This is a genomic window from Jeotgalibacillus sp. ET6 (genome assembly GCF_029667115.1).
In the GTDB taxonomy this organism is placed as follows: Bacteria; Bacillota; Bacilli; order Bacillales; family Jeotgalibacillaceae; genus Jeotgalibacillus.
Map to the genome: position 1 here is coordinate 205,314 of NZ_JARUIU010000001.1, position 25,000 is coordinate 230,313.

The window sequence follows — 25,000 nt, forward strand, 5'->3', positions numbered from 1 at the left end:
GGTGAATAATTTGAGATTAACGGACATGATTAAAGTTCTGGTAGTTGATGATTCAGCGTTTATGAGAAAACTAATTCAGGAATTTCTTCGGGAAGAAAAAAATATAACCGTAGTGGGCACTGCCCGAAACGGTGAAGATGCGCTGATCAAAGTTAAACTGCTGCAGCCTGATGTGATAACAATGGATGTTCAAATGCCGGTGTTAAATGGATTGGAAGCATTAAAGAAAATAATGGAAGATCGTCCGCTCCCCGTCATCATGCTGTCGAGCTCAACTAAAGACGGAGCAGAAGATACTCTTTCAGCGATGGACTACGGAGCAGTAGATTTTATTTCAAAACCTTCCGGGACTATTTCACTGGATCTTCATAAAGTAAAGAGCGAACTGATTGAAAAAGTTTATGCAGCAGCTGGGTCTGTTCCCAGAAAACAAGATTCAGCTGGAACAGAGAACAGTATTGAACATACCTCCTTCTATCCAACGATTGAAAATGAAATCAAAACAAACAATAAAGCAAACATGGAGCCGGAAGCGGAACTTCCTGTTGCAGGGTGTCAAAAGGTTGTTTTAATCGGCACATCAACCGGAGGTCCCAGAGCCCTTCAAAAAGTAGTTTCTCATCTTCCAAAGGACCTCGGTGCCCCTGTAGTTATTGTGCAGCATATGCCTGCAGGCTTTACAAGATCTCTCGCGAGCAGGTTAAATACTATCTCCCCCTTGCATGTAAAAGAAGCTGAACAGGGGGATACATTGCAAAATGACACTGTCTATTTAGCGCCAGGCGGATATCATCTTACGTTTGACCAGTCATACTCCACGATTAAAATTGTTCTTACCCAAGAGCATCCGAGGGCAGGACATCGCCCATCTGTGGATGTCATGCTTGAAACAGCGGCTGAATTAAAAAAAGTAAAAAAAATAGTTGTAATTATGACAGGAATGGGTACAGATGGGTCTAAAGGTCTGGTACAATTAACTCATAAAGGGCTGGCTGGTGTCATCGCTGAATCCCAAGAAACGTGTATCGTTCACGGAATGCCAAAAGCCGCTGTTGCTACGGGACTTGTCAACGCAGTATGTCCATTGCCAATGATTGCAAAAAAAATTGTTGAATATGTTAACGATGAAGGGTGAGTGCAGGATGGAATTAAATCAATACCTCGAAGTTTTTATAGAAGAAAGCAAAGACCATCTTCAAAATTGTAATACGCAATTACTTGAATTGGAAAAAAACCCTCACGATTTAAAAATAGTAAATGAAATTTTCCGTTCCGCTCATACATTAAAAGGAATGTCAGCAACAATGGGCTACGAAGACTTAGCCAATCTGACTCATAACATGGAAAATGTACTTGATCTAATACGCAATGGCAATTTATCTGTTTCTGCCGCCATTCTGGATGTTGTGTTTTTGGCTATTGATGATCTGGAAGAAATGATCACATCCATTGCAGGAGGCGGAAATGGAAAAAGAGATGTCTCTCATGTCATTCAAAAATTAGAAATGATTGAGCATGGAAAAGAATTTGCAGATAACCCTGTATTAACCGACGACGTAAACAATGCGATTGAAAAAGAAGCCAGCCCTTCGCACCTTCAATATGATGAATATGAAAGAACGGTCATTGAAGAATCGATGGAACAGGGCTTTATTGCTTATGAAATTAAGGTAAGACTAAGAGAAGATTGTTTATTAAAAGCTGCAAGAGTATACATGGTTTTTGAAGTGCTCGAAAAAATAGGGGATATTGTAAAATCCTCTCCATCAGTTGATCAGCTGGAAGAAGAGCGTTTTGATCAGGAATTTTTCGTCACCCTATTAACTAGAGAATCAATGGACTACATAAGAGAAAGTGTGTGCAAAGTCTCAGAAATTGAATTCAGCGAGGCAGCTCCGCTCACTTTGCATTCCTCCCTTAGTGCAGTACAGGAAACAGCTGCAGCAGTCGAGGTGATTGAAAAGCCAATCACTAAAACGGAAAAAAACACAATTGTTCAGGAAAATGAATCTGTAAAAAAACCTGTCTCGGGTAAAACAATCAGGGTCAACATTGAACGTCTGGATATTTTAATGAATTTATTTGAGGAACTGGTTATTGACAGAGGGAGATTAGAGCAAATTTCAAAAGAACTAAACCATGGGGAATTAAATGAAACGGTCGAACGGATGTCGAGAATATCCGGTGATCTTCAATCCATTATTCTTACTATGCGAATGGTGCCTGTGGAAACAGTCTTTAACAGGTTTCCACGAATGGTCCGACAGCTTGCGAGAGACTTAAATAAGAAAATTTCCCTAAATGTTAAAGGTGAAGATACCGAACTTGACCGTACTGTTATAGATGAAATTGGAGACCCTCTTGTACATCTTTTGCGTAATGCGATGGATCATGGCATTGAGACGCCAGATGTCCGATTGAAATATGGCAAGCCTGAAGAGGGCACAATTGAACTAAGAGCTTATCACAGCGGAAATCATGTCTTTATTGAAATTGAAGATGACGGTGCGGGCATCAGTAAGGAAAAAGTTCTGCAAAAAGCCATATCAAATGGCATTATAACAGAAGAACATTCAAAAACATTGTCTGATCAGCAAGTATATGAATTACTAATGGCATCTGGGTTTTCTACTGCCGACACCATCTCTGATATATCAGGGCGTGGAGTTGGACTCGACGTAGTGAAAACAACCATTGAGTCTCTCGGCGGCACCATTACAATTAATTCAAACCCAGGACATGGATCTCTGTTTTCTGTTCAGCTGCCTCTGACACTTTCCATTATTTCCGTTATGCTCGTTGAAATGGAAAGTGAAAAATACGCTGTTCCTTTGTCATCGATTATCGAAACGGCAATTATTAAGGATGAAGATATATTACATGCCCATAATCAGAGAGTAATAGACTTTAGGGGAAAAGTCGTCCCTCTCGTATTTTTAAATGAAGTATTCAACGTCCCGGGACACGGCCGTGAAGATCGTGTGCATTCAGTCATTATTGTTCGTAAAGGGGATAAAATGGCCGGCTTAGTAGTTGATTCATTTATCGGGCAGCAGGAAGTCGTTTTAAAATCGCTCGGGAATTACATGGGAGAAGTATTCGCAATTTCAGGCGCAACGATACTCGGTGATGGTCAGGTTGCCTTGATTATTGACTGCAATTCTTTAATTAAATGATGTAAATTGAATTGAATCCTGTTAAAGGAGGGAGTTTTAAATGGTGACAGAAGCAGCTATGCTGGATATCAAAGTGATCGTCTTTAAATTAATGGATAAGGAATATGCTATTCCAGTAGAAAATGTAAGATCTATTGAAAAAGTATTGCATATTACCAGAGTCCCAAAGGTTTCTTCATATATTAAAGGAGTTATAAACCTGCGGGGGGTTGTCACGCCTATTATTGATCTGCGGGAACGCTTTTCACTAGCGGAAAGCAAGTATGATGTTCATACGCGTATAATTATTGTTAAGCTGGATCAAAAAGAAGTAGGGTTAATCGTTGACTCTGCAAACGATGTATTAGATGTACCTTTGAGTTCAATTGAACCACAGCCAGCTGTCACGGGCAGTGTTGAAGCTGATTTCATCAACGGGGTAGCAAAACTTGACCGCAGACTTCTGATTATGTTGAAGATGGAAGTTGTATTAGATAATAACCAATGAATTTTGAGCAGAATATGACTTCCTATCAAATTGATCTATTAAAAGAGGCGGGAAATATAGGAGCGGGAAATGCTGCTACGGCGCTGTCTAAGATAGTCGGGGAAGCCATAGAAATGAAAATACCTTCAGTAAAAATGGTTTCCTTTGATGAAATGATAGACCTTGCAGGGGGCCCGGAAAAAGAAGTGGCAGGAATTTTTCTTAGAATTGAAGGAGAGATGAAAGGCAGTATGTTTTTGATTCTTTCACTTTCTCAGGCAGAGGCGTATGCAAAAGTAATGACGAACGATCCCTCTTTTTGCATCAACACGCTTCCTCTTACAGACATGAAACTTTCAGCGCTCCGGGAGCTGGGGAACATTCTTTCAGGTTCTTATTTGTCCGCGTTGTCAGAGTTCACAGGCATCCATTTATTCCCTACCGTCCCTTCATTATGCATCGACATGGCCGGAGCTATCATAAGCCAGGGGCTGCTCAGTGTTTCGCAGTCAGGTGACCGTGCCGTTGTGATTGATACGGTTCTTTCATCCCCCGGTATTGAAGGAGCATTTTCCCTTCAGGCGCAATTTTTTGTTTTACCGGACCCGGATTCCTTTGAACGACTCTTTTTAAATCAGAAAGCTGAATACCATGATTAGTGCAAAGCATCAGGTCATAAAAGTGGGCATTGGTGATGTAAAGGTCGCAGCTGCACCGGATAAAATTAAAACCGCCGGTCTGGGATCCTGTGTGGCAGTCGTATTATACCACCCGTATCAAAAGTCCGCGGGCCTGCTGCACATTATGCTTCCTGACTCTTCTCTTTCCAGGTCGCCAATTTACAATCCCGGTAAATTTGCAGACACTGGAATCATAGAACTGATTAGGCTTCTTGGATATCCCCCCGCCCGCTTGAGAGCTAAAATCGCCGGCGGTTCCCAAATGTTTCAATATGAAAGTACGGAAGATACGATGCGGATTGGACCCAGAAATATCGAAGCAGTTCGGCAGCACCTCGAGATGTTTCAGATTCCTATTACCGGTGAAGATGTGGGCGGAAGCAGCGGAAGAACCATTGAATTTGACCCCTCCACCTGCGAGTTGCACATTCGCAACATGAAGCTGGGAAACTGTATTATATGACATGAAAAAAGAACGGAAAAGCTGGTTGTTCTTTTTTCATGTTTTTTTCTTGTTTTCCATCTATAACCACCACAAAAAGACCATTTTTTGATATAATTAATTTTGAATATAAATACACGTTTAAAAGAGGAGTGCCATGAGTCATTCAACTGTGAATCAAGAAAAGCACTATTGGAAATTATGGGCTTCTTCCAGAGATGCTCATGCTGGAGACATGCTTGTTCAAAAGTATATGCCCCTTGTACAGTATCACGTTCAGCGAATCAGCAGCGGTCTGCCTAAAAATGTCTCAAAGGACGATATAAAGAGTCTAGGATTAATGGGACTGCTCGATGCACTTCAAAAATTTGATCCTGGGAGAGAGCTTAAATTCGACACGTATGCTTCGTTTCGAATCAGGGGTGCAATTATTGACGGCCTGCGAAAAGAAGACTGGCTTCCAAGGTCTGTTAGAGAAAAAGCGAAAAAAGTGGAAGCTAAGATTGAAGAATTAGAACAAAAGAATTTGAGGAACGCTGAGCCGGAAGAAATTGCAGAGGCACTTGGGATGGATGTAACAGAAATCTATCAGATAACTCAGGAGCATCTTTTCGCCAACGTACTTTCTATGGATGAACAATCCACAGATTTTGAGGATTCTGAATCTCCAAGGTTTGCAATAAAAGACTCAAAAGGGCTTATGCCGGAAGAGCAAATTGTAAAAAACGAGTTAATAGATGATCTTTCTTCCTTGATCGGTCAGTTAAACCCCAAGGAACAGATGGTGCTCAGCCTGTTTTACACAGAAGAACTGACTTTGACAGAGATTGGTGAAGTCATGAGCCTTTCTACTTCAAGAATTTCACAGATTCATTCAAAGTGTTTATTTAAGCTGAGAAAACTGCTTTCTTCCGAATTTACTTCATTCTGATTCCAAAGCGAACTATCTGCACTGGATGAAACAAGCAGCGGTAAAGGCTGCATTAAGGCTGGGAGAAAACTTAAATTAATAAAAATGACACAGACCCAGCTGTAGTATAAGGTGAGTAGAGCAGAAGGTGATGGCGAGCTGGGCCTTTACAACTCAAGGGCTGGAAAAAGGTTTAAGCACCGTCCTTTTGGAAAATGTCCACCTGAAGTGAAATGAACCGTTCAAACTATCTAAGACAATGTTGTCCCAGGCTCTGTACTATTAAGGTGAAAAAAGGAGTTTAAATGATCATTTTTCTGCTGATCTTATCAATACTATTTAACTTGATTGCATTTTTATCAATTTATTTATTATTCATGAGACAAAATAAATTAATGTATCAGGAAGAAAAACATAAAAAGACGTTAAATGAATTTGAAGAAACATTCACAAGCTATTTGCAGGAACTGAAGGAAGACAATGCACAGTTTCTTTCAAGTTTTGAGCAGATACAAAAATCGCCGCAGCTGAAAAAAACGGAAAAAAATCCACCTTTCATTTCTCAGGAACCCTTGATAGATGATAATCAAGCAATAGATTCTCTGCCTGATCCCATCAGGAAAGCATCGAGATCCCTTGCAGCTAACCAGTACAAGAAAAAGCCCGAACGAAACGAACAGAGGGATGCAATTGAGGAGTCGTTTGAGCAGAAAGTATTCAGGCTCTCTAAAGAAGGTCTTTCACCTGCCCAAATTGCTAAAAAGCTGCATAAGGGACAAACCGAAATAGAATTGCTGCTGAAGTTCCGTAAAAAATCGAATTAAATGTTGAAGCAGGTTCGTCAATGTGTTATAGTAATTAACGGTGTTATTACACACGCTTCGTGATTTAGCGATTGGTGCTGTCAGAAATGATAGTTTTCGTACTAAAAAGGATCGGGGCGGAGGAGAACAAACCACAAGGAGGAAAAAACACTATGTCAGTAATTTCAATGAAACAACTGCTTGAAGCAGGTGTTCACTTCGGCCACCAAACTCGCCGTTGGAACCCAAAAATGAAAAAATATATTTTCACGGAGCGTAACGGCATCTACATTATTGACCTTCAAAAGACGGTTAAAAAAGTAGAAGAAGCTTACAGATTCGTGAAAGAAGTTTCAGCTGATGGCGGAACAGTTCTATTTGTAGGAACTAAAAAACAAGCACAGGAGTCTGTGCGCGATGAAGCCGGCCGTGCGGGAATGCACTACATCAACCAGCGCTGGTTGGGCGGAACGCTAACAAACTTTGGTACCATTCAACTTCGTATTAACCGGTTGAAGAAAATCGAAAAAATGGAAGAAGACGGTACATTTGAAGTTCTTCCTAAAAAAGAAGTTGTTCAGCTTAAAAAAGAATATGATCGTCTTGTGAAATTCTTAGGTGGAATCAGAGATATGCAAAAGCTTCCTGATGCATTATTCATTATTGATCCACGCAAAGAACGTATTGCAGTTGCAGAAGCACGCAAGTTGAATATTCCAATCGTTGGAATCGTTGATACAAACTGTGATCCGGACGAAATTGATTATGTAATTCCGGCAAATGATGATGCAATTCGCGCTGTTAAGCTTCTTACTTCAAAAATGGCTGATGCGATTCTTGAATCAAAACAGGTAGAAGAAGAGGAAGAAGAAGCAGTAGCTGCTGAGTAATGCATAAATTAAAAGGTGATAAGCGGGATCGTCCCTTATCACCTTTTTTAAAGCAATAATAAATTTGCATTGTATATAAGGAGGAATTTCTGTGGCAATTACAGCACAAATGGTAAAAGAACTTCGTGAAAAAACTGGAGCAGGCATGATGGACTGCAAAAAAGCATTACAGGAAACAAACGGTGACATGGACCAGGCAATTGATTTTCTTCGTGAAAAAGGAATTGCCAAAGCGGCGAAGAAAGCGGATCGTATTGCAGCTGAAGGCTCAACATTCATTATGAGCGAAGGCAACAAAGCGGTAATTATCGAAGTAAACGCTGAAACAGACTTTGTAGCTAAAAATGAAGGATTCCAGGTGCTTGTTAAAGAACTTGCACACCACCTTCTTGCAACTGAGCCTGCAACCCTTGAAGATGCTCTTGCATCATCAATGGATAATGGTTCAACAGTCAACGATCATATTACAGGCGCAATGGGTAAAATCGGGGAAAAGATCACTCTTCGCCGTTTTGCTATCCGTACTAAAGACGATAACGCATCATTTGGCGAGTATCTGCACATGGGCGGAAGAATTGGTGTTCTTGCTGTTCTTGAAGGAACAACAGATGCCCAGGCTGCTAAAGATGTAGCTATGCATGCCGCTGCCCTAAATCCTAAATACGTTTCACGCGATCAGGTTTCACAAGAAGAAGCTGATAGAGAACGTGAAGTTCTTACAAAGCAGGCTCTTGAAGAAGGTAAGCCTGAAAATATCGTAGCGAAAATGGTTGAAGGACGTCTAGGTAAATATTTTGAGGAAATCTGCATTCTGGATCAGCCTTTCGTAAAAGATCCTGATCAAAAAGTACGCCAGTTCCTTGAAACAAAAAATGCAACTTTAACTGATTTCGTTCGTTATGAAGTTGGCGAAGGCATTGAGAAGCGTCAAGACAACTTTGCTGACGAAGTAATGAGCCAGGTTAAAAAATAATAGATGCATCTTTAATAGGTGCAGCAATGGGGGACACTTTGTGTTCCCTCTTTTTTGGAGAAAATGAACTATGAGGGAGGATCCTATGAGTAAATCAAGATACAATCGGGTGGTATTGAAATTAAGCGGTGAAGCCTTAGCCGGTGACACAGGTTTTGGAATTCATCCTCCAATCATTAAATCAGTCGCTGAACAAGTGAAGGAATTGGCTGATCTCGGGGTGGAAGTAGCCGTTGTAGTAGGCGGGGGAAACATCTGGAGAGGCAAAATCGGCAGTGAAATGGGCATGGACCGTGCTTCAGCTGATTACATGGGCATGTTGGCAACTGTCATGAATTCTCTTGCTCTGCAGGACAGTCTTGAGAATTTAGGAATTCAAACACGAGTTCAATCATCTATTGAAATGCGGCAGGTAGCTGAACCCTATATTAGAAGGAAAGCCATTCGACATCTTGAAAAAAAACGCGTTGTGATCTTTGCGGCGGGTACAGGAAATCCCTATTTCTCTACCGATACCACCGCAGCATTGCGGGCGGCAGAAATCGAAGCTGAAGTGATTCTAATGGCGAAGAACAATGTGGACGGAGTATACTCGGCTGATCCTAAACTGGATGCTGCTGCTGTGAAATATCAAGAGCTTTCATTCCTTGATGTTTTAAAAGATGGTTTGGCAGTTATGGATTCAACGGCATCATCATTATGTATGGACAATGATATCCCACTCATAGTATTCTCAATAATGGAGAATGGAAATATTAAACGAGCTGCATTGGGAGAACCAATCGGTACTATCGTAAGGGGGAAAAACTAATGACTACACAAACGATTTCGCAGACAAAAGAAAAAATGGAAAAAGCTGTACAAGCCTTTTCCCGCGAATTGGCATCCATTCGTGCAGGCCGCGCGAGCGCATCTTTATTAGACAAAATCACAGTAGATTATTATGGAGCTCCTACGCCTGTAAACCAGCTGGCTTCTATTACCGTACCTGAAGCACGTCTTTTGCAGATTACTCCATATGATAAAACTTCATTAGGTGAAATCGAAAAAGCGATTCAAAAATCTGATTTAGGATTAAATCCTTCAAATGATGGATCCTTAATTCGAATTACAATTCCTGCCTTAACAGAAGAGCGCCGCCGAGACCTGGCAAAACAGGTAAAACGTGAAGCAGAGGATGCTAAAGTTGCCATCCGCAACATCCGCCGCGATGCAAACGACGATCTTAAGAAAAGTGAGAAAACCGGCGATATTACAGAGGATGATCTGCGCGGCTACAGTGAAGATGTTCAAGATATGACAAATCAGCATATTGAGAAAATCGATGAACTGGCTAAAGCGAAAGAAAAAGAGATTATGGATGTATAATTTTTTATAGCCAACATTGGCTGTAGATTAATAGTGTAATACACAGAAAGACCCTCTACCTGTTAGGGGGTTTTCTTCATTTTTGCACTGAAACCTGGCTGGTAGTAAAATAGTAAGGAATCCTTCTCATGTTTTTTGGCAGAGTGGACATTTCTGCAGGAAAATTTGATATGATAGGAAAAGCATGTTGTAATTCAATCACGGTATGGGGGATGTACAATGCTCGATAAAATGAAATTATGGAAGTCCACGAAAGAGCCGGACACCCTTGATGATCGCATTATTGAATGTATGAAATATCAGATGCCGAATCATATTGCTATTATCATGGATGGAAACGGAAGGTGGGCAAATAAACGCGCGATGCCAAGAGTTGCCGGTCATCATGAAGGCATGAAGGCAGTCCGACCCATCACCCGGCTTGCGAGCAGAATGGGAGTTCAGGCATTAACCCTTTATGCATTTTCAACAGAAAACTGGATTCGCCCTAAATTAGAGGTGGATTATTTAATGAAGCTGCCGGAAGAGTTCCTGGGGACTTTCCTGCCTGAATTGATAGAGGAAAATGTACAGGTAAGGATGATGGGAGAACGGTCTCAAATCCCCGCCCATACCCTTAAAGCTGTTGAAAAAGCAGTGAAGGCAACAGAACAGAATAATGGCATGGTTCTTAATTTTGCTCTAAATTATGGGAGCCGATCAGAAATACTCAATGCCGTTAAATCATTAGCTGAACAAGTGCAGGAAGGTAAACTTCATGTACACGAAATTGATGATGCCATTTTTTCATCGCACTTAATGACAAGCCATTTAAATGATCCGGATCTCCTGATTCGTACAAGCGGGGAAATTCGATTAAGCAACTTTATGCTATGGCAGTTAGCTTATGCAGAGTTTTGGTTTACAGATGTTTTGTGGCCGGATTTCAGCGACGCACACTTAATTGAAGCGATCGAAGGCTTTCAAAAGCGTTCAAGAAGATATGGTGGATTAAAAAGCGAGGAATCTTAAATGAAGCAAAGGTTAATTACCGGGATAATTGCGGCGGCGCTTTTTATTCCGATTGTTTGGGCAGGCGGTTTAATTTTTACACTAGGTACATATGTTATTGCGTCGATTGCTCTTTATGAGATATTAAAAATGAGATCCATTGATGTCCTGTCTATTCCGGGTGTCATCTCAACAGCTACATTATGGATTTTTCTTCTGCCTAATGATTATTATGATATTTTAAACCAGCTCGACTACACTAAAATAGAGTCAGCTCTATTATCGGTGCTCCTGCTTTTGGTTTACACGGTGATGAAGAAAAACAGATTCACATTCGATGATGCTGCTTTTTCTATATTTGCAATGCTGTATGTTGGAATTGGTTTTTACTATTTCCTGGTGGCAAGAGAAGCAGATATATTATGGGTGATTTTTGCTCTACTCATCATCTGGACGACTGATTCAGGCGCGTATTTTATAGGGAAGGCTATAGGAAAAAGAAAGCTGTGGCCGGATATTAGTCCAAATAAAACAGTAGAGGGTTTCATCGGCGGAATCCTGTCTGCAATCGCAGCAGCCTGGATCTTTTTAATTCTTGCTCCATTGGAAGTTAACATATGGTATTTGATGTTTGCTACTGTCATTTTATCTGCAATGGGACAAATCGGGGACCTGGTAGAATCCGCCTTAAAAAGGCACTACGGTGTAAAAGACTCAGGACGGATACTGCCTGGCCACGGCGGCCTGCTGGACCGTTTTGACAGCCTGCTATTTGTTCTGCCACTCATGAAAATTCTGCAACTAATTTAGTCAGGGGGATCTTTTTTGAAAAAAATAAGTTTAATGGGCGCCTCAGGGTCAATTGGAACGCAGACAATTGATGTTATCCGTGAGCATCCCGACAGCTTTAAGCTCACAGCTTTTTCAGTCGGTAAAAATATTGATATGGCACGCAAGCTGGCAAAAGAGTTTAGTCCGGATTTAATTTCGGTTCAGCATAAAGAAGATGCTGTATCTTTACAAACAGATGTATCTGCGAAAGTGCTGTGGGGAATGGATGGTTTAATTGAAACTGCCACTCATCAGCAAACGGACATACTGGTCAACGCTGTACTGGGAAGTGTGGGCCTGGAGCCGACACTAAAAGCAATTGAAGCAAAAAAAACAATTGCCATAGCAAATAAAGAAACACTGGTTACTGCAGGTGGAATTGTAATGAATGCAGTAAAGAAACATGATGTCATGATGCTTCCTGTTGACAGTGAGCACTCTGCAATCTTTCAAGCACTTCAGGGGGAAAGCAGAAAAAATATTGACCGGCTGATTATTACCGCATCCGGAGGCAGCTTCAGAGATAAAACCAGAGAGCAATTAAAAGAAGTTTCCCTGGAGGATGCGTTACATCATCCCAACTGGTCTATGGGTGCAAAAATCACGATCGATTCAGCTACCATGATGAATAAAGGTCTTGAAGTAATAGAAGCACATTGGCTTTTTGATCTGCCCTATGACAAAATTGATGTTCTTCTGCACAGGGAAAGCATTATTCATTCCATGGTTGAATTTCAGGACAGTTCTGTAATGGCTCAGCTTGGATCTCCCGACATGAGAGTTCCTATCCAATACGCCTTAACCTATCCAGACCGGCTGGAGATGAAGAACCCTCAGCGCTTGAGACTTGAGGATGCAGGAAAACTTCATTTTGAAAAAATGAATTTTGAACGATACCGCTGTCTGGCTCTGGCGTATGAAGCAGGAAAATCAGGCGGATCGCTTCCAGCGGTGATGAATGCGGCAAACGAAGCGGCTGTTTCACTTTTTATCAATGGGAAAATCAGCTTTCTGCAAATTGAAGAAGTAATCGAGAAGGCAATGAACGGTCACGAAGTGATTCTCTCTCCAGATCTTGAAACTATTCTTGATATAGACAGGGAGATACGTTCACGAATTCTTTCTAATTACCGCTAGGAAAGCTACCCCGCTGATTTTGAACGTGCTACAATAAGATAAGGATTTGAGGCAGTAATTATAAAAAAAGGTGGTTGTGACGATGAATACGGTCATCGCATTTATTATTATATTTGGCGCACTGGTATTTTTCCATGAACTCGGCCATTTTGTTTTTGCAAAGCGGGCAGGCATACTGTGCCGGGAGTTCGCCATCGGCATGGGGCCGAAAGTGCTGGCTTTTAAACGTAATGAAACTCAGTACACCATTCGCCTTCTCCCAATAGGAGGGTACGTCAGAATGGCAGGAGAAGATCCTGAAATGGTTGATCTTAAGCCTGGTTTTCGTGTCGGACTTCTATTAAACCAAGATGAAACTGTCCAAAAAATGGTCATTAACAATAAAGACCGCTATCCTAATCTGCGTGTTGTAGAGGTAGCTGAAGCCGATATTGAACGCGAGCTTTTTATTAAAGGGTATGAGGAAGGGGAAGAAACCCTTCAAACATTTACAATAGCGAAAGATGCTGTTTTTGTAGAAGACGGTGCAGAGTCTCAAATTGCCCCGTGGAACAGACAGTTTAATTCCAAATCTCTTGGAAACCGTGCGATCACAATTTTTGCCGGTCCTTTAATGAACTTTGTACTTGCATTTATCGTTTTCATGATCATCGGTTTTCTTCAGGGTGTTCCTACACAGGAGCCGCTTCTTGGCGAATTGGTTGAGGATGGAGCCGCTGCTGAAGCAGGCTTGCAGGAAGGTGACCGGATTGAGGGGATCAACGGGCAGTCTGTTGCTGAGTGGTCTGATTTAACAGCAATAATCGAAAAAAATCCAAATACAGAAGTGACGATGGACATTCTGCGCGATGGAGATGCCATGTCCTTTCAGGTTACACCAGACGCGGTTGAAGTCGCTGAGGGAAGCGATATCGGCAGAATAGGTGTTTATGGTCCGATCGAAAGCTCACCTTCACTGGTTCAGGCAGTCGTTTTCGGAGGAGAACAAACGTACTTTTTTACTGTTATGATCTTTGATGCCCTTGGAAAATTGATTACGGGCCAATTCACAATTGATGCTCTCTCCGGACCGGTTGGAATTTATAAATCCACCGAGATTGTCGCTCAAACCGGCATTTATAATTTAATGCATTGGGGTGCGATCTTAAGCATCAACTTGGGAATCATGAATCTTCTGCCCCTGCCTGCTCTTGATGGAGGGCGACTCCTGTTTTTCGGAGTAGAGGCCCTTCGAGGAAAGCCGGTTGACCGCCATAAAGAAGGTATGGTTCATTTTGTCGGCTTTGCATTACTTATGCTATTAATGATTGTCGTAACTTGGAATGATATTCAACGATTCTTTTTACAGTAGAAAATAGAGGTGTGAAAAAATGAAGCAAAGTCAAACACTAATTCCAACGCTCCGTGAAGTTCCGGCTGATGCGGATATTAAAAGCCATCAGCTGCTTTTACGAGCGGGGTTTATCCGTCAAAATGCAAGCGGCATTTATTCTTTTTTGCCCCTTGGAAAAAAAGTGCTTCAAAAAGTTGAAGCAATCGTCAGAGATGAAATGAATGCAGTGGGCGGCGTTGAAATTTTAATGCCCGCCCTTCAGCCTGCTGAACTTTGGGAAATGTCCGGAAGATGGGGAACCTATGGCCCTGAATTGATGAGGATGACGGACCGTCACAACCGTGCTTTTGCACTGGGTGCAACGCACGAAGAAATTATTACAAGCTTGCTGCGCGATGAAATCAGCTCCTATAAAAAGCTTCCGCTTACGCTCTACCAGATCCAATCAAAATTCAGAGATGAAAAACGACCAAGATTTGGACTGCTGCGCGGAAGAGAATTTCTGATGAAAGATGCTTATTCTTTTCACAGCAGCCAGGAGAGTCTAGATGAGTCCTATGAAGACCTGATGCGGGCTTATTCAAATATTTTCAGACGCTGCGGACTTAATTTCAGAGCTGTACAAGCTGATTCAGGTGCCATTGGCGGAAAAGATAATCATGAGTTCATGGTGTTATCTGATATCGGAGAAGATACAATCGCATTTTCCGACTCCTCAGAATATGCAGCGAACCTTGAAATGGCTGCAGTTGCGACTCAATATGAAGAGCGTCGCCACAGCGGCAATAAGATGGAGCGCGTTGAAACGCCGGATCAGAAGACAATTGCTGATGTTGCAGATTACCTTCAGGTTCAGGCTGAAGATATCGTGAAGTCCGTCCTCTTTATAGCGGATGAAGAACCAGTTCTTGTCCTGGTGCGAGGCGATCATGAGGTAAACGATATTAAAGTTAAAAGAGCTCTAGGGGCCCGTGTAGTGGAAATGGCCACTCGTGAAGAAACAGTAAAACATCTTAATGCCAATTCAGGTTCAATAGGTCCGGCAGGAGTATCTGGGCATGTGAAGATTCTTGCAGACAACGCCGTGAAGTCAATGGGAGACCTGATCATTGGAGCTAACGAAGAAGGCGTTCACTTTAAGTTTGCTCAACTGGGCCGGGATTTTGAAGTCAGTTTGTTTGAAGACCTGCGATTTATTCTTAAAGGTGATCCTTCTCCTGATGGAAAAGGCAGTATTCAATTTGCAAAAGGAATAGAAGTGGGACATGTCTTTAAGCTTGGGACTGTATACAGCGAGTCAATGGGCGCTAATATCCTGGATGAGAACGGACGTTCCAAACCGATGATCATGGGCTGCTACGGCATAGGTGTCTCAAGAACACTTGCAGCAATCGCTGAACAATTTAATGATGAGAACGGTTTAACTTGGCCAGTAAATATCGCACCGTATGATCTTCATGTTATTGCTATTAATATGAAGGATGAAGTTCAATCACAAGTAGCAGACGAGCTTTACAAATTGCTTACTGATTACCGATATCAGGTATTGCTTGATGACCGTGTTGAACGGGCAGGTGTTAAGTTTACGGATTCTGACTTGATCGGCCTTCCTGTAAGGATTACAGTAGGAAAAAGAGCTTCTGAAGGAATTGTGGAAGTGAAAATCCGGAGGTCCGGAGAAACCTACGAAGTTCAAAAAGAAGAACTGACTGACAAATTACAAGATATTTTCCGACAGCTGTCTAATATTTAAGGTTGGAAAGATGACGGAAGGCTGGCGCGAATGTGCCAGCCTTTATGTCTGATTAGGGGGAAATATGAATCAATCTGCAGAACTAACCAAAAAAGAAAAATTCAGGCTGCTTTTAACACAGCTTAACATGACCGGCGATGAGTATATGAAATTCCTTGAAGATGGAGAAATTACCCGCTTGTCTGTCCATAAGAACAGTAAAAAATGGCATTTTCATTTTCAGTTTAATGATATTGTTCCATGCGGGGTTATGAATGAATTTTCAATGAGACTCTCACAGTCCTTCCAGCACATTGCCCAGGTGGATTTTACGGTGATGACTGTTTCAAATACCTTTTCTGAAGAAAAAATAACGGATTACTGGAGTACTTGCTTAAAAGAACTTCAAGGAATTGCACCTCCTTTGCTTTCTCTATTAAACAATCAGCTGCCAGTCATCAATGGGAATCGCCTGCTTGTAAAAGTATCGAATGAAACCGAAGGCATGCAGATTAAAAATAAATACGCTGAATTGCTATGTTCTGCTTTTTCAAAATGGGGTTTTCCAGCTCTCACATTACAGACGGAAGTAAGTGAAAATCAGTCAACAGCTGAGTATGACGCTTTTGTCGAATCAAAGAAAAAAGAAGAGGAAGAATGGGCAAAGCAAGCGATAGTGGAAATGCAGAAGATGGAGGATTCAAAACAAAGCGATGCACCAAGCGGTCCTGTTTCGATTGGCTATTCCATTAAGCCTGACGAACCGGTGGAAATACAAACCATACAGGATGAGGAACGGAAAATAGCGATTCAGGGATTAATCTTTGATGCTGAAGTTAAAGAACTGAGAAGCGGCAGATCTCTGCTGACATTTAAAGTTACAGACTACACAGATTCTATCCTGGTAAAAATGTTTTCCCGGGATAAAGAAGATGCAGCAATCATGAATTCTGTGAAAAAAGGAATGTGGGTCAGAGCGAAAGGCTCGATACAAAATGACACATTTGTTCGGGACCTCGTCATGATTGCACAGGACGTTATGGAGATTCAGCCGGATCTTCGCAAAGATTCAGCCCCTGAAAATGAAAAGAGAGTGGAGCTTCATCTTCATACTCCAATGAGCCAGATGGATGCTGTATCCTCTGTGTCATCGCTCGTTGCCCAAGCCAAGAAGTGGGGGCATAAAGCCGTTGCGATAACGGATCATGCTGTTGCACAATCATTTCCTGAAGCGTATGCTGCAGGTCAGAAAAATGACATAAAGATTTTATATGGAGTAGAAGCAAACCTGGTGGATGATGGCGTGCCGATCGCCTATAACGTCTCAGACCGTCAACTAGAGGATGCGAGCTACATTGTGTTTGACGTTGAGACGACAGGTTTATCTGCAGTGTACGATAAAATAATCGAGCTTGCAGCTGTAAAAATAAAAGGCGGAGAAATCATCGATAAATTTGAACGATTCGCTAACCCTCATCACCCTCTTTCAGCAACTACGATTAATTTAACAGGGATTACAGATGATATGGTTCGAAACGCTCCCGAAATTGAGGATGTACTGAAGGATTTTCATGAGTGGGCAGAAAACGATATCCTTGTCGCACATAATGCGTCATTTGATATGGGGTTTCTAAATGTGGGCTACCGCAGAATTGGTCTTGGAAAAGCGCCAAACCCCGTTATTGATACGCTTGAACTGGCTCGATTTCTGCACCCTGAAATGAAGAATCACCGCCTCAACACATTGGCAAAAAAGTTTGAGGTAGATCTAACTCAGCACCATAGAGCGATTTATGATGCTGAAGCAACCGGATATATATTAATAAAGATGCTTAAGAAGGCACAGGAAAAAGAGATTTACAATCATAATCAATTAAATGACTATATGGGCGTTGGTGAAGCGTTTAAACGTGCAAGACCCAACCACGTAACGCTTTTAGCCACCTCGCAGGCAGGTCTTAAAAATCTGTTCAAACTTATCTCTATATCTCATTTAAACTACTTTTACCGGGTGCCAAGAATCCCGCGCTCCGTTTTGCAAAAGCACCGGGAAGGATTACTTATTGGTTCCGGCTGCGACAAAGGCGAGGTTTTTGAAGGAATGATGCAGAAATCTTCCGAAGAAGTTGAAGATATGGCTGCGTTTTACGATTATATTGAACTGCATCCCAAGCCAGCGTACGCGCACTTAATTGAGATGGAATTAATCAGAGATGAGAATAATCTGGAAGAGATTATAAAAAAAATAGCCGCTATGGCAGATAAGCTGAATATTCCTGCAGTGGCCACCGGAAATGTTCACTATTTAGATCCGGACGATAAGGTATACAGGAAGATTCTGATTTCCTCCATGGGAGGTGCGAATCCTTTAAACAGACATGAACTGCCGGATGTTCATTTTAGAACGACAAATGAAATGCTCGAAGAATTTAAATTCCTTGGTGAAGAAAAAGCAAAAGAGCTTGTTGTCACAAATTCAAATAAAATAGCAGATATGATTGAGGATCTTAAGCCGATTAAAGATGATTTATTTACTCCAAAGATTGACGGCGCCGATGATGAAATGAGAAGTATGAGTTATTCTATGGCTCACAGCATCTACGGTGAAGTACTTCCGGAGATTGTGGAAGCCCGGCTTGAAAAAGAACTTAAGAGTATTATCGGGCATGGATTCGCCGTTATTTATCTTATCTCACATAAACTCGTTAAAAAATCATTAATTGATGGATATCTTGTAGGTTCCAGGGGCTCTGTCGGATCTTCTTTTGTCGCAACGATGACGGAAATAACTGAAGTAAATCCACTGCCGCCGCATTATGTCTGTCCTTCCTGCAAAAAATCTGAGTTCTTCGATGATGGGTCTGTCAGCTCAGGTTTTGACCTTGAAGATAAAAATTGTCCGGATTGTGAGATTCCATTTACTAAAGATGGCCAGGATATCCCGTTTGAAACATTTCTTGGCTTTAAAGGCGATAAAGTACCGGATATTGATTTAAACTTCAGCGGCGAATATCAGCCTGTAGCGCATAATTACACCAAGGATCTTTTTGGAGAAGACTATGTATATCGTGCCGGAACAATCGGCACAGTTGCAGATAAGACCGCTTTTGGTTATGTGAAAGGCTATGCAGGTGATCGTAATCTGCACTACAGGGGAGCTGAAGTGGAGCGGCTGGCTCAAGGGTGTACAGGAGTAAAACGAACCACCGGCCAGCATCCCGGCGGTATCATCGTCGTACCGGACTATATGGATATTTACGATTTCACTCCTATTCAGTTCCCGGCTAATGACAGCACTTCAGAGTGGAAAACAACTCACTTTGATTTTCATTCCATACATGATAATTTGCTTAAGCTTGACATTCTGGGTCATGATGACCCGACGGTTATCCGGATGCTGCAGGACTTATCCGGCATTGATCCAAAAACCATACCGACAGATGACCCGGAAGTAATGAAAATCTTCAGCGGAACTGAATCATTAGGCGTGACGCAGGATCAGATCATGTGTAAAACCGGAACTTATGGCATACCCGAGTTTGGAACCCGTTTTGTCCGTCAAATGCTTGAGGATACAAAGCCGACTACGTTTTCAGAGCTGGTTCAGATATCAGGTCTTTCCCATGGAACCGATGTATGGCTGGGGAACGCTCAGGAACTGATTCATAACGGCATTTGTGAGCTTTCGGATGTAATAGGGTGCCGGGATGATATTATGGTTTATTTAATCTATAAGGGGCTGGAACCGTCACTTGCCTTTAAAATCATGGAATTTGTGAGAAAAGGAAAAGGACTGACTCCGGAGTGGGAAGAAGAAATGAAAAAAAACAATGTACCTGAGTGGTATATTGACTCCTGTAAAAAAATCAAATATATGTTCCCAAAAGCCCACGCTGCTGCGTACGTATTAATGGCAGTAAGAATAGCCTACTTTAAAGTTCATCATCCAATTCTGTACTACGCTGCATATTTTACAGTGCGGGCAGAAGATTTTGATTTAGAAGCTATGGCGGCAGGCTCGCAGATCATCAAGTCAAGAATGGAAGAAATTAATGCTAAAGGACTTGATGCATCTACTAAAGAAAAGAACCTGCTGACCGTCCTTGAACTGAGCCTCGAAATGTGTGAAAGAGGATACTCATTTAAGCAGGTTGATTTATACAAATCAGATGCGAAGGATTTTATTATAGAAGGGGATTCACTGATCCCTCCTTTTAATGCGATACCGGGCCTTGGAACAAATGCTGCAATAAACATTGTCCAGGCAAGAAAAAATGGAGAATTTTTATCAAAAGAAGATCTGCAAAAAAGAGGTAAGGTCTCAAAAACGATTATTGAGTTTCTGGATTCACAGGGATGTCTTGAAGGATTGCCGGATCAGAACCAGCTTTCTCTTTTCTGATCCATTTGCATCATAACGCAATATATGGTATTATACTGTTGGAAATACTACTGATAACTCTGACGTCGAAAGAGTGGGTGCCGCCCGCTCTTTTGTGTTGTTTCAGACATTTTTCAAAGAATAATGGAGGAAACGGATGAGTAAAATTATTGAACTCGTAGAGCAATTAACCACCCCAATTCTAAATGATATGAACCTAGAACTTGTTGATGTTGAGTTTGTTAAAGAAGGTTCTAATTGGTTTTTAAGGGTTTATATTGACAAAGAAAATGGTGTGGATATTGAAGAATGCGGGCAAGTTAGTGAGCGCCTGAGTGAAAAATTAGATGAGCTGGATCCAATTCAGCAGAACTATTTTTTGGAAGTTTCTTCTCCGGGAGCAGAACGACCTTTAAAAAAGGAAAAAGATTTTCAAAAAGCAGTCGGCAAAAATGTGTTTGTTAAAACATATGAACCGGTTGATGGCATGAAGGAAATCGAAGGCGTTTTAACCTCATATGATGGGATCACACTTGAAATCGCAGTTACAATCAAAACAAGAAAAAAAACGATGACAATTCCAAAAGAAAAAGTGGCTAAAGCCAGACTGGCAGTCTCTTTTTCTTAATTGAACATGGTGCACGGGGCTTGAAGGGAGATGACAAATTAATGAGTACGGAATTATTGGATGCTTTGATTTTTCTCGAAAAAGAAAAAGGAATCGATCGAGAAGTATTGATTGATGCGATTGAAGCTGCTTTGGTTTCAGCGTATAAGCGGAATTTTAATCAGGCACAAAATGTGCGTGTGGATCTCAATCTCGACAACGGGTCTATGAGGGTTTTTGCCAGAAAAGAAGTAGTGGATGAGGTATTTGATTCACGTCTTGAAATATCTCTGGAAGATGCCCACGAAAAAGATCCCGCGTTTGAAGTTGGCGATATTGTTGAACTTGAGGTAACACCGCGTAATTTTGGGCGTATTGCGGCTCAAACAGCAAAGCAGGTAGTTACTCAGCGGGTAAGGGAAGCAGAACGCGGAATTATTTACACAGAATTTGTTGACCGGGAAGATGACATTATGACCGGGATTGTTCAGCGTCAGGATCACCGCTTTATTTATGTGGCTCTTGGCAAAATAGAGGCGCTTCTGCCTTTAAATGAGCAAATGCCAAACGAATCCTATAAGCCTCACGACCGGATAAAGGTTTATATTACAAAAGTCGAACGGACAACAAAGGGTCCTCAGATTTTTGTTTCACGAACACATCCGGGTCTGCTCAAAAGACTTTTCGAGGTTGAAGTGCCTGAAATTTTTGATGGAACAGTAGAAATTAAATCTGTTTCCCGTGAAGCAGGAGACCGTTCCAAAATTTCAGTTCACTCTGACAACGAGGAAGTGGACGCAGTAGGTGCCTGTGTAGGTTCAAAAGGAACCCGTGTACAGGCTATCGTGAATGAGCTGAAAGGTGAAAAAATTGATATCGTTGAGTGGTCTGAAGATCCTACAATTTTTGTGGCGAATGCATTGAGCCCGTCTAAAGTAGTGGATGTTCAGGTTAAAGAGGAAGACAAGGCCACCACAGTTGTTGTTCCTGATTACCAATTGTCACTTGCAATTGGGAAGCGTGGGCAAAACGCGCGGTTAGCAGCAAAACTGACGGGCTGGAAGATCGATATTAAAAGTGAAACAGATGCGCGTGAACTGGGTATATACCCACGTGACGACCAGCCTTTGTTTACCGAAGAAGAGATGGATCAATCCTATACTTATTCGGATGATGATATCGAATAAAGGGAGCGAAAAAACATGCAGCCCAAAAGAAAGATTCCATTACGGAAATGTATCGCTACAAATGAGATGAAGCAGAAAAAGGAAATGGTCAGGATCGTCAGAACAAAAGAAGGCGATGTCTCCATTGATTTAACAGGAAAAAAATCAGGTCGTGGTGCTTATCTTTCCAAAGATAAGGATGCGATTTTAAAAGCACGCAAGAAAAATATACTAGCAAGCCACTTACAGGCAAAAGTAGATGATTCTATATATGATGAACTGCTTGCACAAGTGGAAGCGGACCAGCCAAAATGAGCCAGCCTAAATGGATGTCTCTGCTCGGTCTTGCAACTCGGGCAGGAAAAGTGATATCAGGAGAAGAACTTGTCATAAAAGAAGTCAGGAATGGCAAAGCAAAGCTTGTTTTACTTGCAGAAGATGCTTCTGAAAATACAGCGAAAAAAATTACGGATAAAAGCCTGCATTATGGAATCCCTTTAAGAAGGGTAAACGACCGTTACACGCTTGGTCACTTAATTGGCAAAGAAGCCAGGGTAACAATTGCGGTACTTGATCCCGGATTTGCCAAAAAGCTGATCACACTGCTCGATGAATCTTAACGGGGGTGAACGAATGAGTAAAATACGTGTATATGAATATGCAAAAAAACAAAATGTCACCAGTAAAGAAGTCATTGACCTATTAAAGACCATGAATATTGAAGTAAAAAATCATATGGCGACATTAGAAGGAGAGGCGATCACGAAATTGGATGCTTCTTATAATAAAGGAAATTCAACTGCACCCAAACAGGAAACAAAATCAGTAAAACAGGAAGGCAAGTCCCAAAGCCGTCCTCAGTCAGGGCAAAGCCAGGGCGGTAAACCCGCTCAGGGAAATAACGCAAACAGAGGCCCTCAAAATCAGGGAGCTCAGGGAAATAGAGGCGGACAAAACCAGGGTGGAAAAGGCCGCAATTCAAACCAGCGCGGAATTAACCAAGGCGGACGCGGCGGGAAAAACCGCAATCAAAAGTCGAAGACGCCTTTCCAGCCTGCGCCGGTTAAACAAAAAGAACTTCCTGAAAAAATTACATTCGTTGAATCTTTGACAGTTGCTGAGCTGGCAAAGAAACTTCACCGCGAACCATCTGAAATCGTTAAAAAACTGTTTATGCTTGGAACGATGGCAACGGTAAATCAGGAGCTTGACAAAGACGGCATTGAATTAATTTGTGCTGACTATGGTGTTGAGGTCGAAGAAGAAATTCTGATCGACTCTACAGATCTTGAAACGTATTTTGAAGAAGAACAAAACGAAGCTGATCAAATTGAGCGTCCATCTGTTGTTACGATCATGGGTCACGTTGACCACGGAAAAACAACTCTTCTTGATTCAATCCGCAAAACAAAAGTAACTGAAGGCGAAGCAGGCGGTATTACTCAGCATATCGGAGCCTATCAGGTAGAAGTGAATGACAAGAAAATTACTTTTCTTGATACACCTGGACACGCCGCATTCACTACTATGCGGGCGCGTGGAGCTAAAGTAACAGATATCACAATCCTTGTTGTAGCTGCGGATGATGGTGTGATGCCTCAGACAGTGGAAGCAATTAATCACGCCAAAGCAGCCGAAGTTCCAATTATCATTGCTGTAAACAAAATGGATAAACCTTCAGCTAATCCAGATCGCGTTATGCAGGAGCTGACAGAACATGGACTTGTTCCAGAAGCTTGGGGAGGCGATACCATTTTTGTTCCGGTTTCTGCATTAAACGGAGACGGAATAGACAACCTATTAGAGATGATTCTCCTTGTAGGCGAGGTTGAAGAATATAAAGCAAATCCTAAACGCCGTGCTTTAGGAACTGTTATTGAAGCAGAGCTGGATAAAGGACGTGGATCTGTAGCCACTTTACTTGTTCAGGATGGTACATTAAATGTAGGCGACCCGATTGTTGTAGGCTATACATTTGGACGTGTACGTGCAATGGTTAACGACTTAGGGCGCCGTGTAAAATCAGCAGGTCCATCGACTCCTGTAGAGATCACGGGATTAAACGATGTACCTCAAGCGGGCGACCGGTTTGTTGTATTCGAGGATGAAAAAACAGCTCGTTCAATCGGTGAAACGCGTGCTCAGCAAGCACTTCAGGCACAGCGCGGCGAAAAAACAAGAGTAAGTCTTGACAATCTATTTGAACAGATGAAACAGGGAGAAATGAAAGATCTTAATGTAATTGTTAAAGGCGATGTTCAGGGTTCAGTAGAAGCCGTAGCAGCATCACTTCTTAAGATCAGTGTTGAAGGTGTTAATATTAAAATCATCCACACTGCAGTTGGAGCAATTACAGAATCTGATATTACTCTTGCTGCCGCTTCAAACGCCATTGTGATCGGCTTCAACGTTCGGCCTGATGCAAATGCCAAGCGTGCTGCAGATGCCGAGCAGGTGGATGTGCGCCTGCACCGTATTATTTATAAAGTAATTGAAGAAATTGAGTCAGCGATGGAAGGATTGCTTGATCCTGAATTCGAAGAAAAAGTAATTGGCCAGGCTGAAGTCCGTCAGACATTTAAAGTGTCCAAAGTCGGAACGATAGCAGGCAGCTACGTTATTGATGGGAAGATCACCAGAGACAGCGGCGTACGTCTTCTTCGTGATGGCGTTGTTGTATTCGAGGGTGAATTAGATACCTTGAAGCGCTTCAAAGACGACGCAAAAGAAGTCGCAAAAGGCTATGAATGCGGAATTACAGTAAAAGGGTTCAATGACGTTAAAGAAGGCGACATTTTTGAAGCGTTTATCATGCAGGAAATCAAACGCTAATGATCGCTTATGCGGAATGCGAGTTTAAAATTGATCATTCCCATTCTTTAAAAGAAAAAAGAGCCGTACTGCAGCGTGTGCTTTCCAGAGTAAAAAGGCAGTACAATATATCTATTGCTGAAGTCGACCATCAAGATGTGTGGCAAAGAACAACGATTGAGTTAGTTGCAGTAGCCTCCTCAAAAGATGCAGCGGAAAGAGAAATTCATCGAGCTTTAAAATTGATGGAATCTTTTCCTGAATGGGAGGCTGTCTCGATTGCTATCGACTTCATGTAAATGGA

At 41.9% G+C, this 25,000-nt stretch carries 23 protein-coding genes; all 23 read left to right on the plus strand.

All coding sequences use genetic code 11. The features are described from left to right. The first annotated feature begins 1 nt into the window (after position 1). Positions 2-1,135 carry a protein-glutamate methylesterase/protein-glutamine glutaminase gene (locus P6709_RS01030; protein ID WP_278239022.1) on the plus strand — a complete coding sequence of 378 codons (1,134 nt, stop codon included), beginning with the start codon at positions 2-4 and terminating at the stop codon, positions 1,133-1,135. Positions 1,136-1,142: 7 nt separating this feature from the next. Next, positions 1,143-3,176, plus strand: a complete 2,034-nt coding sequence (locus tag P6709_RS01035; RefSeq protein ID WP_278239023.1) for a chemotaxis protein CheA — start codon at positions 1,143-1,145, stop codon at positions 3,174-3,176. A gap of 40 nt (positions 3,177-3,216) precedes the next feature. Then, positions 3,217-3,663 (plus strand): chemotaxis protein CheW, encoded by a 447-nt coding sequence (locus tag P6709_RS01040; protein WP_278239024.1) that lies wholly within the window; start codon positions 3,217-3,219, stop codon positions 3,661-3,663. Beyond that, positions 3,660-4,301: a chemotaxis protein CheC gene (locus tag P6709_RS01045; protein ID WP_278239025.1), complete on the plus strand. Its 642-nt coding sequence runs from the start codon at positions 3,660-3,662 to the stop codon at positions 4,299-4,301. Before P6709_RS01040 ends, P6709_RS01045 begins: the two co-directional genes overlap by 4 nt. Then, positions 4,294-4,785, plus strand: a complete 492-nt coding sequence (locus tag P6709_RS01050) for a chemotaxis protein CheD (protein ID WP_278239026.1) — start codon at positions 4,294-4,296, stop codon at positions 4,783-4,785. Before P6709_RS01045 ends, P6709_RS01050 begins: the two co-directional genes overlap by 8 nt. A gap of 136 nt (positions 4,786-4,921) precedes the next feature. Then, a complete protein-coding gene (locus P6709_RS01055) occupies positions 4,922-5,695 on the plus strand; it encodes a FliA/WhiG family RNA polymerase sigma factor (RefSeq protein ID WP_278239027.1) in 774 nt (257 codons plus the stop codon). 284 nt (positions 5,696-5,979) lie between these two features. Next, positions 5,980-6,498, plus strand: coding sequence for a DUF6115 domain-containing protein (locus P6709_RS01060; protein ID WP_278239028.1), 519 nt, complete (start codon positions 5,980-5,982; stop codon positions 6,496-6,498). Positions 6,499-6,650: 152 nt separating this feature from the next. Next, the gene (rpsB, locus tag P6709_RS01065; RefSeq protein ID WP_041057537.1) at positions 6,651-7,367 is read left to right on the plus strand and encodes a 30S ribosomal protein S2; all 717 of its coding nucleotides are present in this window, start codon (positions 6,651-6,653) and stop codon (positions 7,365-7,367) included. Between the two features lie 91 nt (positions 7,368-7,458). Next, positions 7,459-8,340, plus strand: a complete 882-nt coding sequence (gene tsf, locus P6709_RS01070; protein ID WP_278239029.1) for a translation elongation factor Ts — start codon at positions 7,459-7,461, stop codon at positions 8,338-8,340. An 85-nt stretch (positions 8,341-8,425) separates the two neighbouring features. Next, on the plus strand, positions 8,426-9,151 hold the full coding sequence (pyrH, locus tag P6709_RS01075; RefSeq protein WP_278239030.1) for a UMP kinase: 726 nt from the start codon (positions 8,426-8,428) through the stop codon (positions 9,149-9,151). Continuing rightward, positions 9,151-9,708 carry a ribosome recycling factor gene (gene frr, locus P6709_RS01080; protein WP_278239031.1) on the plus strand — a complete coding sequence of 186 codons (558 nt, stop codon included), beginning with the start codon at positions 9,151-9,153 and terminating at the stop codon, positions 9,706-9,708. Before pyrH ends, frr begins: the two co-directional genes overlap by 1 nt. A 219-nt stretch (positions 9,709-9,927) precedes the next feature. Beyond that, complete coding sequence (locus P6709_RS01085) at positions 9,928-10,719, plus strand: isoprenyl transferase (RefSeq protein ID WP_278239032.1); 792 nt, start codon at positions 9,928-9,930, stop codon at positions 10,717-10,719. After that, positions 10,720-11,508 carry a phosphatidate cytidylyltransferase gene (locus P6709_RS01090; protein ID WP_278239033.1) on the plus strand — a complete coding sequence of 263 codons (789 nt, stop codon included), beginning with the start codon at positions 10,720-10,722 and terminating at the stop codon, positions 11,506-11,508. A 15-nt stretch (positions 11,509-11,523) separates the two neighbouring features. Then, complete coding sequence (locus P6709_RS01095; RefSeq protein ID WP_278239034.1) at positions 11,524-12,666, plus strand: 1-deoxy-D-xylulose-5-phosphate reductoisomerase; 1,143 nt, start codon at positions 11,524-11,526, stop codon at positions 12,664-12,666. An 82-nt stretch (positions 12,667-12,748) separates the two neighbouring features. Next, positions 12,749-14,017 carry an RIP metalloprotease RseP gene (gene rseP, locus P6709_RS01100; protein ID WP_278239035.1) on the plus strand — a complete coding sequence of 423 codons (1,269 nt, stop codon included), beginning with the start codon at positions 12,749-12,751 and terminating at the stop codon, positions 14,015-14,017. A gap of 19 nt (positions 14,018-14,036) precedes the next feature. Beyond that, on the plus strand, positions 14,037-15,752 hold the full coding sequence (locus tag P6709_RS01105) for a proline--tRNA ligase (RefSeq protein ID WP_278239036.1): 1,716 nt from the start codon (positions 14,037-14,039) through the stop codon (positions 15,750-15,752). 64 nt (positions 15,753-15,816) lie between these two features. Further along, entirely contained in the window at positions 15,817-20,133 is a 4,317-nt protein-coding gene (locus P6709_RS01110; protein ID WP_278239037.1) for a PolC-type DNA polymerase III, read from the plus strand. A 136-nt stretch (positions 20,134-20,269) separates the two neighbouring features. Then, positions 20,270-20,740 carry a ribosome maturation factor RimP gene (rimP, locus tag P6709_RS01115; protein ID WP_278239038.1) on the plus strand — a complete coding sequence of 157 codons (471 nt, stop codon included), beginning with the start codon at positions 20,270-20,272 and terminating at the stop codon, positions 20,738-20,740. Between the two features lie 41 nt (positions 20,741-20,781). Continuing rightward, positions 20,782-21,906: a transcription termination factor NusA gene (nusA, locus tag P6709_RS01120; RefSeq protein ID WP_278239039.1), complete on the plus strand. Its 1,125-nt coding sequence runs from the start codon at positions 20,782-20,784 to the stop codon at positions 21,904-21,906. A 15-nt stretch (positions 21,907-21,921) separates the two neighbouring features. After that, positions 21,922-22,200 (plus strand): RNase P modulator RnpM, encoded by a 279-nt coding sequence (gene rnpM / locus P6709_RS01125; RefSeq protein WP_278239040.1) that lies wholly within the window; start codon positions 21,922-21,924, stop codon positions 22,198-22,200. Further along, positions 22,197-22,505 (plus strand): YlxQ family RNA-binding protein, encoded by a 309-nt coding sequence (locus P6709_RS01130; protein WP_278239041.1) that lies wholly within the window; start codon positions 22,197-22,199, stop codon positions 22,503-22,505. The genes rnpM and P6709_RS01130 overlap by 4 nt, the downstream gene beginning before the upstream one ends. Before the next feature lie 13 nt (positions 22,506-22,518). Further along, positions 22,519-24,717, plus strand: a complete 2,199-nt coding sequence (infB, locus tag P6709_RS01135) for a translation initiation factor IF-2 (protein ID WP_278239042.1) — start codon at positions 22,519-22,521, stop codon at positions 24,715-24,717. After that, positions 24,717-24,995 carry a DUF503 domain-containing protein gene (locus P6709_RS01140; protein ID WP_278239043.1) on the plus strand — a complete coding sequence of 93 codons (279 nt, stop codon included), beginning with the start codon at positions 24,717-24,719 and terminating at the stop codon, positions 24,993-24,995. The genes infB and P6709_RS01140 overlap by 1 nt, the downstream gene beginning before the upstream one ends. Positions 24,996-25,000 lie beyond the last annotated feature (5 nt).

What these genes read in the sequence shown, in the direction of transcription:
- P6709_RS01035 (WP_278239023.1), top strand. Translation starts at nt 1,143, where the DNA reads ATGGAATTAAATCAATACCTCGAAGTTTTTATAGAAGAAAGCAAAGAC.
- P6709_RS01040 (WP_278239024.1), top strand. Translation starts at nt 3,217, where the DNA reads ATGGTGACAGAAGCAGCTATGCTGGATATCAAAGTGATCGTCTTTAAA.
- P6709_RS01045 (WP_278239025.1), top strand. Translation starts at nt 3,660, where the DNA reads ATGAATTTTGAGCAGAATATGACTTCCTATCAAATTGATCTATTAAAA.
- P6709_RS01050 (WP_278239026.1), top strand. Translation starts at nt 4,294, where the DNA reads ATGATTAGTGCAAAGCATCAGGTCATAAAAGTGGGCATTGGTGATGTA.
- P6709_RS01055 (WP_278239027.1), top strand. Translation starts at nt 4,922, where the DNA reads ATGAGTCATTCAACTGTGAATCAAGAAAAGCACTATTGGAAATTATGG.
- P6709_RS01060 (WP_278239028.1), top strand. Translation starts at nt 5,980, where the DNA reads ATGATCATTTTTCTGCTGATCTTATCAATACTATTTAACTTGATTGCA.
- rpsB (WP_041057537.1), top strand. Translation starts at nt 6,651, where the DNA reads ATGTCAGTAATTTCAATGAAACAACTGCTTGAAGCAGGTGTTCACTTC.
- pyrH (WP_278239030.1), top strand. Translation starts at nt 8,426, where the DNA reads ATGAGTAAATCAAGATACAATCGGGTGGTATTGAAATTAAGCGGTGAA.
- frr (WP_278239031.1), top strand. Translation starts at nt 9,151, where the DNA reads ATGACTACACAAACGATTTCGCAGACAAAAGAAAAAATGGAAAAAGCT.
- P6709_RS01085 (WP_278239032.1), top strand. Translation starts at nt 9,928, where the DNA reads ATGCTCGATAAAATGAAATTATGGAAGTCCACGAAAGAGCCGGACACC.
- P6709_RS01090 (WP_278239033.1), top strand. Translation starts at nt 10,720, where the DNA reads ATGAAGCAAAGGTTAATTACCGGGATAATTGCGGCGGCGCTTTTTATT.
- rseP (WP_278239035.1), top strand. Translation starts at nt 12,749, where the DNA reads ATGAATACGGTCATCGCATTTATTATTATATTTGGCGCACTGGTATTT.
- P6709_RS01105 (WP_278239036.1), top strand. Translation starts at nt 14,037, where the DNA reads ATGAAGCAAAGTCAAACACTAATTCCAACGCTCCGTGAAGTTCCGGCT.
- P6709_RS01110 (WP_278239037.1), top strand. Translation starts at nt 15,817, where the DNA reads ATGAATCAATCTGCAGAACTAACCAAAAAAGAAAAATTCAGGCTGCTT.
- rimP (WP_278239038.1), top strand. Translation starts at nt 20,270, where the DNA reads ATGAGTAAAATTATTGAACTCGTAGAGCAATTAACCACCCCAATTCTA.
- nusA (WP_278239039.1), top strand. Translation starts at nt 20,782, where the DNA reads ATGAGTACGGAATTATTGGATGCTTTGATTTTTCTCGAAAAAGAAAAA.
- rnpM (WP_278239040.1), top strand. Translation starts at nt 21,922, where the DNA reads ATGCAGCCCAAAAGAAAGATTCCATTACGGAAATGTATCGCTACAAAT.
- P6709_RS01130 (WP_278239041.1), top strand. Translation starts at nt 22,197, where the DNA reads ATGAGCCAGCCTAAATGGATGTCTCTGCTCGGTCTTGCAACTCGGGCA.
- infB (WP_278239042.1), top strand. Translation starts at nt 22,519, where the DNA reads ATGAGTAAAATACGTGTATATGAATATGCAAAAAAACAAAATGTCACC.
- P6709_RS01140 (WP_278239043.1), top strand. Translation starts at nt 24,717, where the DNA reads ATGATCGCTTATGCGGAATGCGAGTTTAAAATTGATCATTCCCATTCT.